The sequence below is a fragment of the Microcoleus sp. CAWBG58 genome (genome assembly GCF_020883045.1).
Classification (GTDB): Bacteria; Cyanobacteriota; Cyanobacteriia; order Cyanobacteriales; family Microcoleaceae; genus Microcoleus.
This window is the reverse complement of record NZ_JAHRFA010000034.1, coordinates 6,971-18,649: the sequence shown is the minus strand read 5'-3', so window position 1 is coordinate 18,649 and position 11,679 is coordinate 6,971. Positions and strand designations below refer to the sequence as shown.

Below are 11,679 nucleotides of genomic sequence, written 5' to 3'. Positions count from 1 at the left end.
TCATAGCGAAAGTCGCATAAACAATCCACAAAAATGATTTAGATGTGCTATATTAAATTGTAATTATACAATGAATTACCATCACAATTCTAAAAAGTAAATGATAGAAATAGACACGGAACAAATGTATACAGTTGAAAATACAGGGGAATTGAATCAAAATAATGTTAATCAGCGATTAGATATTTGGCTGTCAGACCAGATCCCAGATTTATCCCGATCGCGAATCCAAACCCTCATAGCACAGGGCAACGTCAAAGTCAATGACGAAACCTGCACCTCGAAAAAAATATCAGTCAAAACGGGCGATCGCATCCACATCACTTTACCCGAAGCCCAGCCCACAAAATTAGAACCCCAAGCAATTCCCCTCTCTATCCTTTACGAAGACGACAGCCTAATAATCATCAACAAACCCGCCGGATTAGTCGTCCACCCAGCAGCCGGCCATCAAGACGGCACCTTAGTCAACGCCCTGTTAGCCCACTGTCCCCTTGCAGAAATCGGCGGAGTTCAACGCCCCGGAATCGTCCACAGATTAGACAAAGATACAACAGGTGCGATCGCGATCGCCAAAACCGACATAGCCCACCAAAACCTGCAAGCCCAACTCAAAACCAAAACCGCCCGCCGGGAATATTTAGGCGTAGTTTACGGAGTTCCTAACGCCGAAACAGGTACAATAGATTTGCCGATCGGTCGGCATCCTACAGACCGCAAAAAAATGGCAGTAGTACCAGAAGAAAAAGGCGGCCGCCCCTCCGTTACTCACTGGACAATCAAAGAAAGAATCGGCAACTATTGCCTAATCCACTATCAATTAGAAACCGGCCGCACCCATCAAATTCGCGTCCATACAGCCGAAATCAAGCATCCCATAGTCGGCGATCCGATGTACAGTTCCAACCGTTCGATCGGCGTCAATTTAACCGGACAAGCCCTCCACGCATGGCGGCTGCAATTGCAGCATCCGTTAACTGGAGAGTTGATTGAGGCGATCGCGCCTTTACCCGATCAATTCAACACCCTGCTAAAAATATTGCGCCTGCGAGCTCATATTTGATATTATGTTCTGTCAATTACCCGCAACAAAGGTTCGTAGTGAGGACTTTAGTCCTCAGAAAGAAGGACTAAAGTCCTCACTACGAACCAATCGGCCTTGATTCGGAAACTATTTTAAAATTATCGGCGTTGATCGGCGTTAATCTGCCTGACATCTGCGGTTTTTGTATCAAGTAAAGATTTATGCATTGAGTCTATTGCTCGGTGCCGAACTTCTTCCCAAAAAATTATGAGTCCTGAGTTTTGGATTCCGAGTTTAATAAAAAACTCAAACCTCAAAACTCAAGACTCAAAACTCTCTCAGCCTAAAAACTGATAGATTCAGTCGATCGCCCGACACAAACAATAGTACCAAGCAGTATCAATTAGCGGCGAGGAACCATCGTGGCAATATTGATATTAGCCAGAGGTACGCGCTGCGGCGGAGTAGCAGGCATGGACATATTCCGAGCCATATTCAAATAGTTTGCCGGATCGCCAGCTTTCGGCTGTAGTTCTTGAGGCACAAAACGGCGCACCGTTGACTGCCAAATGACTTGTGGGAAACCAAGCTGCGAGCGGTGGTACGCACCGTAGCGGGGTGTCTTCAAGTTGAAAGGAGTTTCCCCTCCAACACGCTGAGGCAAAATTCGGCGTTTTTGGTAAGGAATTGTATCGTAGCCGAAGTTGTCCAGGTACTCATCGCTATTGACCAACTCGTCAATAAACCCTTGAGGCCCCTTGGTTGCAACCACGATCGACCAAGCAATCTTTTCGCGATCGCTGTACACATCCCGGCCCAAAACGCGCTGCACGCACATTTCCACAAACCGGTAGTTGCTGTTAGTTTGGTAATTCCGTTCCAAGAAAGGAGCAGAAGTCGCCAAACCGCGAATGAAATCCCGCACAGTAATTTGGCCGAACTTGAGTTGCGACTCCAAAGACGTTTGGCGGTTGCTCTTCAGGATTTGGTGTTCGCTGTATATCTGGCGATATCCAGCCCAAATCAAGTTTTCCATGTCCCCGGACGAGAGCACATTTTCAGTTGTGAAAACTCTGGGCTGCTCGTCGCCCCCTACTTCATAACCAGCAACGCGCTGGTTTTGGCTTTTGGGGGCGTAGCTTAATAAAGGAAGCGCCACGTTAAAATCTCCGTTATCTCAAATTTCAGATATAGTTGACACCGCGAGCTGCCAGCATAACGGATACAACTAACCAACATACAGATTAGGGGATTCCCGCAATCTAAATCCGATTTTCCTGAATTTTTGCAACAATCTGTAACATTTGTTGACCTTGGGGAAGTCATTAGTCAGCAGTCAGCAGTCATTAGTGAGCAGTCAGCAGTCGGCTGAGTCTCGAAACGCAAAGTAATGACCAATGACCAATGACTAATGACTAATGACTCAACTACCAGCCCAGAGCCGAGTAAAACTCGCTAGCAACCGGTTCCTTCTCGGCTGATTGGGCCGCTGCGTCCGATCGGGGATCCACTCGAACTTCCGTACAAAAAGTCGATGTGCTGAAACCGCCAAAGCGCTTTACCGCACTTGTCCGCATCCGCACGTTGGGAGTCGCAAACCAAAAACGCTCGATCGAACTCATCGTCTCATATTCGGTAATCAGCAGCAGCGCATCCTCATCATCCATCTCAAAACGGCCAGCCACCGGCGTAATTTCCGCATAGCCCCGTTCCCGCAACATCAAACCCTGGCGCGGATTTTCAGGATCGGGGACGATCGCGAATACCGTAGACCCCTTATGATTCTCATCATCCTTATCCCACGCCATAGTGCCGTTCCAAGTCACAAACGCTCCCCCAGCAGCGCGGCTCGGATCGACCTCGTGCATCTGGCAAATCTGGGCCACCCGATCGTCATCTGCACCCAGCGCCGTTACCTGAATATTTGAATCCCCAATCTCCGCTTGGCGAAAAGCCAGATGGTGAGTGCTGCGCTGCGATCGCCACTCCCCTGCACTGCTCACAAAAAACTCCATTGCATCCATACAAAATAGCTCCTTTGGCTTAGGCTTCCCGGTTTTTATCCCTGTTTTATGATAAAGCTCCCCCCACTTAGATGTACTTTTGCGGCACAAATTAGTTTCAAAATGTGTACTTTGGACATATTGTCAAGCAGATGTTATGATAGTTTACAATAGAGGGAACACAACAAAGTCTGCGAAACGTCATTCCGATCTATCTCGGATCTCACGTAACAAACTGGAGGAGCGATTTTATGGATATGCCTACAACCAGCCTCAGCATGGAACAGCAGTTTAAATTACAAGTGCTGCGCGAACAAGTCAAAACATTGAGTCAAGACCAAGCTCAGGAATACTTGCTAGAAGTGATGCGGCAAAACATGGTCAAAGAAAACCTGTTAAAGTATTGGATGAAGAAAATGTGAACTCTTTTAAAACTTCTTCCAAAAAAAATCAGCGAATTGTATCTGCAAAAAGTACGATCGAGCTTTTAAACATAAAAACCAAGAATCCCGGCTCCTCCAAGAAACCGGGATTCTTAAGTTATATTATGTCCGAATTGGTTCGTAGTAAGGACTTTAGTCCTGTGAGGGATGAGGACTAAAGTCCTCACTACGAACCAATTTGATTGTAGTCGTTGGTGTAGCGTGATTGTTTCAACCTGTTGGAGACTCCGGCAAATCAACCAAAACGGCCGCTAACATAATCCATAGTAGACTCTTCCTTCGGATTTTGGAAAATCACCTCAGTTTTGTCACACTCCACAAGATAGCCAAACCGCTTTCCATCGTCAGAGAGTTTAGCATTGAAAAAAGCAGTCAAGTCAGAAACTCGGGTAGCCTGCTGCATATTGTGAGTAACGATGACGATCGTATACTTTTCCTTTAGTTCCCGCATCAACTCCTCAACCTTAATCGTAGAAATCGGGTCCAGAGAAGCGCAAGGTTCATCCATCAATACTACATCAGGATTAATGGCGATCGCCCGAGCAATACACAAACGCTGCTGCTGGCCACCCGAAAGCGAAAAACCGCTTTGCTTCAACTTATCCTTCACCTCATCCCAAAGATACGCTTGTTTCAGCGACTTTTCCACCAACTCATCCATATCTCCCTTATAGTTATTCACCCTCGCACCGTAAGCAATATTGTCATAAATCGACTTCGGGAAAGGATTCGGCTTTTGAAACACCATCCCAATCTTGCGGCGCACCTCCACAGCATCAATATCAGGATCGTAAAGATTTTGACCCTGGTAATCAATTCTGCCCTCTAAACGAAAACCGTTAACTAAATCGTTCAGGCGGTTAAAACATCGAAGAATTGTACTTTTACCGCAGCCAGACGGCCCAATTAAAGCAGTAATCTGATTTTTAGGAATCTCCATCGAAACATTTTTTACAGCTTGAAAAGCACCGTAAAAAATATTGATATTGTCTACTTGCAATACCGTTTCAGTCTTTTTTTCCAAATTCATCATACACTAAATACTCCAATCGAATTTTACAAAATAACAAGAAAATGAAAGGGAGAGGGGGAGAGGGGGAGAGGGGGAGAGTGGGAGAGTGGGAGAGTGGGAGAGTGGGAGAGTGGGAGAGGGGGAGAGGGGGAGAGTGGGAGGGGAAAATAATGAAAATCGACAAATCTTACTTCTTCTTTCTTTCTGCTGACTAATAACTAATGACTAATGACTAATGACTACTGTCAACTGTCAACTGTCAACTGTCAACTGTCAACTGACTAATGCCAACTGTCAACTGTCAACTGACTAATAAACCTTTTTGCGAGTAGCCCAGCGAGACAGAATACTCGTCAACAAAACCATGAACACCAAAATTAAAGATGCAGCCCAAGCCAACTCTTTCTGTGCCTTAAAAGGAACCGTTGCAAAGTTGTACACCAACACCGAAAGTGACGGAGTTGGCTTATCAAATCCTCCCGGCCAAAAAGGGGAATTCAGCGCCGTAAAAATCAAAGGAGCAGTTTCTCCCGCAGCGCGAGCAATTGCCAGCGTCACGCCGGTTAAAATAGCCGGAATTGCCGCAGGCAAAACCACCTGCAATACCGTTTGATAATTAGATGCACCCACACCAACCGACGCCCATCGAATATCTTGCGGGACGATTTGTAGAGCTTCGTCAGTAGTCCGCACAATCGTCGGCAACATCAGCACGGCCAGCGCCGCACCGCCTGCAATTGCCGAAAAGCCTCCCATATTTACCACAAACAAACCGTAGGCAAATACCCCAGCAATAATCGAAGGAACTCCGCTGAGGACATTAGTAGCAAAGCGCACCCAACGTGCGATCGATCCTTTGCTAAATTCCGACAAATAAACGGCGGCCAGTACACCAAAAGGAACAGCAATTAAAGAAGCAATTCCCACCGTCATCAATGTACCGAGAATTGCATTCGCGATACCGCCTCCCGAAAGTCCAGGCGGGGGTGGAAGTTTGGTAAACAAATCTAAATTTAGGCGATTGAAACCTTGGACTGTAACGTAAGAAAGCACTGCAAACAAAGGCAACAAAGTAATTGTCAAACAGGCTCCTGCTAATACCGTCATCGCGGTATTGAACAGCGATTGCGGACTGCCTTTAACCTTCTTGAAACTGCTTGTCTGCGAGGCAAAAGAAGTTTGATCTTCCGACGGGATATTTGACATAAATCAAAACTGTATGGGAAATTGCAGCAAACTTTTAGTTGTACTTGGCTTTGACTCTAGAAACAATCCACTCTGCCAAGATATTCACAATCAGCGTCAGAATAAACAGAATTAGCCCCGTGTACATCAGAGCTGCTACTTGCAAACCTGAAGCTTCGGCAAATTGATTTGCCATCAGAGAAGCAATAGTATTTGCTGGAGCTAGCAGAGAAGCACTTAACTGATTGGAATTGCCAATTAACAGGGTGGCTGCCATTGTTTCTCCCATCGCGCGGCCCAGGCCGAGCATGATTCCGCCGACAATCCCGGAAAAAGCTGCGGGTACTAGCACTCTAAAAATTGTTGTCCAGCGAGTTGCTCCCAAACCTAGAGATGCTTGTCGCAATTCGGGCGGGAGACTGGCTAAAGAGTCGCGGGAAATAGCAGTAATAATGGGCAAAGTCATGATTCCCAAGATTACTCCGGCGGGTAACATTCCCGGGCCAACTGGCGGAGTGCTAAAAATCGGCAGCCATCCAAAGTTACCGTTGAGAAACTTTCCGATGCTGGTAATAATGGGAATCAATACAGCAATTCCCCACAAACCGTAGACTACGCTGGGAATGGCGGCTAAAAGTTCTACTAAAAAAACTAAAGCTGTGCGTACTGGGAGCGGCAGAAAGTCCTCGCTTAAAAAAATAGCAGTCCCTACTCCTAATGGTACCGCAATTAGCAGCGCGATCGCCGAACTGACGATCGTCCCATAAATCATCGGCAGCGCGCCGTACTCTTCTTTAACCGGATTCCAGCTACTGCTAAATAGAAATCCCAAACCGTACTGTTTAATCGCAGGTAAGGCTCTATAAGCAACCGTCACGGCGATTACCAGCAAGATTGCACCCACTCCGATGCCCAAAATGCGCGTCAGCCAGATAAAGGCTTGGTCTAACGACTTTTCTGCTGCTGAGCGCGATCGGCTCTCTAATTGAGGGCTATTATTATCTGAAACCATAAACAAAAAACCAAATAATAGTAGTGAGAAAGATTAATTTTAAGAAAAAGCTAGCTGGAAGAAAGCAGAAAGAAAGAGAATAAAAAAATCAAAGGGGCGGGTTGATTAATCCCCTGACTTTTCAACAAATATTTCTGGTGAAGCCCGCCCCTTTGATTTTGAAAGACGTAGATTGCGATTTACCGTTGGGTGGGGGCGGGTTGACGAGATTATTGGTTTTAGGCAGTTATTGTTGGTGAACCCGCCCCTACAGAAATATCTCTCTTCCTTCTTCCTTCTTCCTTCTTCCTTCTTCCTTCAATCCCTATTTGGCAACTTCAATTTTGTAGTCGGGGCTGATGCCGTCGGCCGCTGCGGCTACTTTTTCTTTAACACTTGCAGGCAAAGGAACGTAGCCCAATTCAGAACTAACTTTTTGACCTTCATTCAAGCCGTATTCAACCATTGCTTCAATGGCTTTGGCTTTGTTGGAGTCAGCAACTGTTTTAGGAACTAGCATCCAAGTGTAGGTGACAATTGGATAGGATTGAGCGCCTTCTGGGTCTTCGATAAATGCTCGCAGATTTTCCGGTAAGGGCACTGTCGCTAAAGCTGCTGAAGCTGATTCGTCGTTAGGTACTACAAATGTACCTGCTTTGTTTTGCAAAGATGCAAATTTGAGATTGTTGTTTTTGGCGTAGCCGTATTCTACATAGCCAACTGCGCCTGCGGTTTGCAGGACTTGGGCTGTGACGCCTTCGTTGCCTTTTGCACCGACAAAGGTACCAGTTTTGGACCACTCTACTGTTTTGCCGTCGCCTACTGCTGTTTTCCAGTCGGGGCTGATGGCACTCAGGTGTTTGGTGAAGACGGCGGTGGTGCCGCTACCGTCGGAACGGTGGACGACGGTGATGGCTTGGTCTGGCAATTTAGCGCCCGGATTGGCTGCTGCAATTTTGGGGTCGTTCCACTTGGTAATTTTACCTTGGAAGATTTCTGTGTAAACGTCTCTGGGAAGTTTCAGTTCGGGTACATCTGCGAGGTTGTAGCCGATGACGATGCTGCCGGCTGTCATTGGCAACAAAATCACGCCTTTGTCTGCTGGCACTTTGGCGATTTCGTCGTCTTTCATGGCGGTGTCGCTGGCACCAAAGTCTACTGTGCCTTTGGTGAATTGTTCGACTCCGGCGCCGCTGCCTACTGATTGATAGTTAATTTGTACTTTGGGGTTGATTTTGTTGAAGTCTTGAAACCAACGCTGGTACAGGGGGGCGGGGAATGACGCACCGGCTGCGGTGATGGCCACGTCTGAGGCTAGGGCGAGTTTGCTGGGAGTTGCTGTGCCGGTAGCTGCAACGGGGGAAGCGCCGGGGGTTGCTGCGGTGTCGCTGCCGGGGCTGGGGCTGCTGCTGGTGGTTGTGCTGCCGCCGCCGCACGCTGCTAAGCTGAGGGCGATCGCCATAGCAGAAATTGCTGTGGTAACACGATTCGGATTAATCAAGTTGAGACGAAAAAGCATAGGTAAAGAAAATTTACGATCGTTATACAGGTATCCCCCACCACCATATCGTGCGAAAGTAAAGGTTAGGTTAAAAATCTTTACATTTAATCACATTTTAATATTATTTTAGTATTAATACTATTAATCAATAAAATAGCCTTGATGAGCTTGACAGGTGCAATCAGATAAGATAGTACATGATAAATTGGTAGGAAAAGAAGTATGCGATCGCGAAAAATCCGCCATTAAGCGATCGCCACATCCAGGCTTAAGAACCAGAAAACCATACAATGGTGGTTGTTTTGACAGTAGTGCTAGTATAAAGAACTGAAAAGCTGCGGGCATTCCAGCTTGCATCTTCCTTCTTCCGTCTTCCTTCTTCCTTCTGCTATAATGCCTGCTCCTATCGAATTAATCTGGGCTGTTATTGGTTTGCTCCTAACCATAGGAGGCACTTTTTTGCCTGCATCTGTGACAATGCCGATCGGGTTTTGGGACGATCGCGGACTTCAGGCATACTCTTTAGGTGTTACTTATCAAATTGGAGCAGTATTGCTAGTAGGCTGCATGGGCGGCAAAAATGCGGCTGCTCTCTCGCAAATTGCCTATTTGGTATTAGGATTGACTTTGTGGCCAGTTTTTGCTCAAGGTGGCGGCATCGGCTATATTAAAGAAGCAAGTTTTGGGTATTTGTTGGGTTTTGTTCCTGGTGCTTGGGTGTGCGGCTGGGTTGCTTTTAAGGTGGCTTCGCGGTTGGAATCGATCGCTTTTAGTTGTTTGTGCGGTTTATTTACAGTTCACGCGATCGGCTTAATTTATCTAATTTTTAGTTACTTGCTGATTCCGGGCAAAAAAACACCTTTATTCAATGAGATTCTAAAATATTCAGTTTATCCTCTACCGGGACAATTGGCTGTAGTTTGTGCGATCGCACTTTTGTCATTTACTTTGCGCCGCTTGATGTTTTATTAATTGCGAAGGAAGAAGGAAGAAGGAAGAAGGAAGAAGGAATTGTTGGTAATTATGTCAAATCAGGTTATACTATCATTGCAAAACCCGAAGATTATCTCGCTAGGGCTGGGATTGCTTTGCTACACTGCATTCTGCTCGCCATGAAACGCGAGATTTCAATAAATTATATCGTGTCCAATGCCCCGTGTTCTATTACGGAATAGCAAGGGTTTGAAGCCCTTACTCAGGTCGGCAGATTGTGATAAGAACGGAGTTTAAATCTCCGTTCTTATCACTTCGCTGTCAACTGTCAACTGTCAACTGTCAACTGTTTAACTAATCCATGCGTTTTAAAAGAAATCCGTTATTCTGGGTGGCTGCTATTATCAGTTTAATTTTAGACCACCTAACTAAGTTTTGGGTGGTGCAAAATTTTGAATTGACGGTTCCTCCGCAGACTCAGCCGCTGTTACCGGGGATATTTCACTTCACTTATGTTGTTAATACCGGTGCGGCTTTTAGTTTGTTTAGCAACGGCGGGGCGAGTTGGTTGCGCTGGCTGTCTTTAGGCGTGAGTGTGGGATTGATTGTATTGGCTTGGTTCGGGCCGCGAATTAACCGCTGGGAACAAGCTGGCTACGGTTTGATTTTGGGGGGCGCACTGGGTAATGGGATCGATCGATTTATTTTGGGCCACGTTGTAGATTTTATCGATTTTCGGATCATTCGGTTCCCGGTATTTAATCTGGCAGATGTGTTTATTAATGCTGGGATTATCTGTTTGTTGATTGCAACTTTTCACGGTGCACCGCCGCCGAGAAACCGAGACGATAGCGATTCTATTTCAGAGTAATAGCATTTTTCTCAAGTCTTTGTACGACATAATTGTTGGCGGAGTCAAACGAATGTTGTTTGCACTCTGCTGGCGATAACACAGGTGCGTCGCTACTCGAAAAGTCGATTTTTTTTCAGAGATTGTGAATGACGACGCACCCTACAGCTTTCTCAATGTCAACTGTCAACTGTCAACTGTCAACTGTTGACACCAACCCAACGATTCGATTTGATTTGTAACCGGGAAAAACTCGATCGACCTTTTCCCCATCCAGTCGTAAATGACTCTGCAACACAGTCGCAATTACATCTCGAAAATCCGTCGTCACGGCTAAATCGCGCTTTTGATACAACTGACTTTCATCCAATCCCGGCCACTCGCCATAAACTTTGCCGCCCTTAATTTTACCACCCAAAAGCCAGATCGCATTTCCGTGTCCGTGATCCGTGCCGCCGTTACCATTTTCGCGCACTGTGCGGCCGAATTCTGAGATAACTACGATCGCACTTTCGGAGTAAACATTACCCAATCCCTGCACCAAATTCGCTAAACCCTGTCCCAGAGGGCGCAATCTTGCGGCTAATTGGCCTTGGGAACTTCCTTGATTGATGTGGGTATCCCAGCCTCCGAGGGCGAGGAAAGCTAGCTGAATGCTGGAGTCTCTCGCCATCAGCCGCCCCAATTGCCTCGCGTCGCCGGGGAAACCATCGGCTAAGGGTGCGCCGTTGTTGGCGGCTTTCATTTCTGCATCCAAGTTAGCCAGCAGGGTTTGGCGGGCGGCGCGACTTTCTTGGTATGCTCTCCCAAGTTGGTCGCTATCGCTGTAAAGTCGATCGAATGCGGTACCGATTTGGGGTTTGTCAATGGCGATCGGGCGGTTGGCATTTTTACCTAGTCTAAAGCTGGCAACTGCCATTTTTCCCGACAGGATGCGGGGTGTGGAGGTGCCACCATTCAGGGCTTGGACGGGGGAATTGGCGGATATGACTGACAGCAGGCGGTTCATCCAGCCGTCGGGGGTTTTGTTTTTGCCGGGAGTGCCGCTTTCCATGTAGTCTTGGGCCTCGAAGTGCGATCGGGTGGGATCGGGAGAACCGCAAGCGTGGGCAAATGCGAGGGTTCCTTGCTGCCACAGCGGGGCGATCGCGCTGAGTGCGGGGTGGAGTCCAAAACGGCCGTCAAGGTCGATCGCACCGCCTTGCAGCCCCGGTTTTGGGATAGCTATTTTGGGTCGAGATTGATAGTAATTCGCTTCTTGGTAGGGAACAATTACGTTTAAGCCATCGACTGCGCCGCGCAAAAATATCACAATTAATCGTTTGCTGTTCTTGGGTGCGGCGGCTTTCACGGCTAAACCGTGGAGTCCAACAGACATAATTGTCGAAATTGAAAGCAGTCCAGTTTGGATTAAAAATTGGCGTCTGTTCATGGTAATTGGCAATTGGTAATTTGCGCTCGAAAAGGTTTGTAGTGAGGACTTTAGTCCTCAGAAAAGAAAGGACTAAAGTCCTCACTACGAACCAATCTCATACACTTGTTTCATAATTGTCGAAATTGAAAGCCGTCCAGTTTGGATTAAAAATTGGCGTCTGTTCATGGTAATTGGTAATTGGTAATTTGCGCTCGAAAAGGTTTGTAGTGAGGACTTTAGTCCTCAGAAAAGAAAGGACTAAAGTCCTCACTACGAACCAATCTCATACACTTGTTTCATAATTGTCGAAATTGAAAGCCGTC

Annotated in this window: 12 protein-coding genes; 4 read left to right on the top strand and 8 right to left on the bottom strand. The window is 46.7% G+C overall.

The window, feature by feature from the left end; translation table 11 throughout:
* Positions 1-100 precede the first annotated feature (100 nt).
* A complete protein-coding gene (locus QZ918_RS16705; protein WP_293336871.1) occupies positions 101-1,063 on the top strand; it encodes an RluA family pseudouridine synthase in 963 nt (320 codons plus the stop codon).
* Positions 1,064-1,427: 364 nt separating this feature from the next.
* On the opposite strand, the gene QZ918_RS16700 is transcribed toward QZ918_RS16705, so the two are convergent.
* Entirely contained in the window at positions 1,428-2,183 is a 756-nt protein-coding gene (locus QZ918_RS16700) for a phycobilisome rod-core linker polypeptide (protein WP_293154504.1), read from the bottom strand.
* A 268-nt stretch (positions 2,184-2,451) separates the two neighbouring features.
* Positions 2,452-3,048: a phycobiliprotein lyase gene (locus tag QZ918_RS16695; protein ID WP_293336869.1), complete on the bottom strand. Its 597-nt coding sequence runs from the start codon at positions 3,046-3,048 to the stop codon at positions 2,452-2,454.
* A 230-nt stretch (positions 3,049-3,278) separates the two neighbouring features.
* On the opposite strand from QZ918_RS16695, the gene QZ918_RS16690 reads away from it, so the two are divergent.
* On the top strand, positions 3,279-3,449 hold the full coding sequence (locus QZ918_RS16690) for an NblA/ycf18 family protein (protein ID WP_293154509.1): 171 nt from the start codon (positions 3,279-3,281) through the stop codon (positions 3,447-3,449).
* A 256-nt stretch (positions 3,450-3,705) separates the two neighbouring features.
* Here the strand turns inward: QZ918_RS16690 and pstB are convergent, their stop codons facing one another.
* From pstB to QZ918_RS16665, 5 genes are all read right to left on the bottom strand, one after another.
* A complete protein-coding gene (pstB, locus tag QZ918_RS16685) occupies positions 3,706-4,500 on the bottom strand; it encodes a phosphate ABC transporter ATP-binding protein PstB (protein ID WP_293336943.1) in 795 nt (264 codons plus the stop codon).
* A gap of 291 nt (positions 4,501-4,791) precedes the next feature.
* Entirely contained in the window at positions 4,792-5,688 is an 897-nt protein-coding gene (pstA, locus tag QZ918_RS16680) for a phosphate ABC transporter permease PstA (RefSeq protein ID WP_293336867.1), read from the bottom strand.
* A gap of 34 nt (positions 5,689-5,722) precedes the next feature.
* Positions 5,723-6,679, bottom strand: a complete 957-nt coding sequence (gene pstC / locus QZ918_RS16675; RefSeq protein ID WP_293336865.1) for a phosphate ABC transporter permease subunit PstC — start codon at positions 6,677-6,679, stop codon at positions 5,723-5,725.
* A gap of 304 nt (positions 6,680-6,983) precedes the next feature.
* Positions 6,984-8,177 carry a phosphate ABC transporter substrate-binding protein PstS gene (gene pstS, locus QZ918_RS16670; protein ID WP_293336863.1) on the bottom strand — a complete coding sequence of 398 codons (1,194 nt, stop codon included), beginning with the start codon at positions 8,175-8,177 and terminating at the stop codon, positions 6,984-6,986.
* Between the two features lie 123 nt (positions 8,178-8,300).
* Complete coding sequence (locus QZ918_RS16665) at positions 8,301-8,516, bottom strand: hypothetical protein (protein ID WP_293336861.1); 216 nt, start codon at positions 8,514-8,516, stop codon at positions 8,301-8,303.
* Between the two features lie 36 nt (positions 8,517-8,552).
* On the opposite strand from QZ918_RS16665, the gene QZ918_RS16660 reads away from it, so the two are divergent.
* Both QZ918_RS16660 and lspA read left to right on the top strand, forming a co-directional pair.
* A complete protein-coding gene (locus tag QZ918_RS16660; protein WP_293157974.1) occupies positions 8,553-9,131 on the top strand; it encodes a biotin transporter BioY in 579 nt (192 codons plus the stop codon).
* 322 nt (positions 9,132-9,453) lie between these two features.
* Positions 9,454-9,963, top strand: coding sequence for a signal peptidase II (gene lspA / locus QZ918_RS16655; protein ID WP_293336859.1), 510 nt, complete (start codon positions 9,454-9,456; stop codon positions 9,961-9,963).
* 172 nt (positions 9,964-10,135) lie between these two features.
* Here lspA and QZ918_RS16650 read toward each other — a convergent pair whose 3' ends face one another.
* On the bottom strand, positions 10,136-11,320 hold the full coding sequence (locus QZ918_RS16650; protein WP_367275360.1) for a DUF1501 domain-containing protein: 1,185 nt from the start codon (positions 11,318-11,320) through the stop codon (positions 10,136-10,138).
* Positions 11,321-11,679 lie beyond the last annotated feature (359 nt).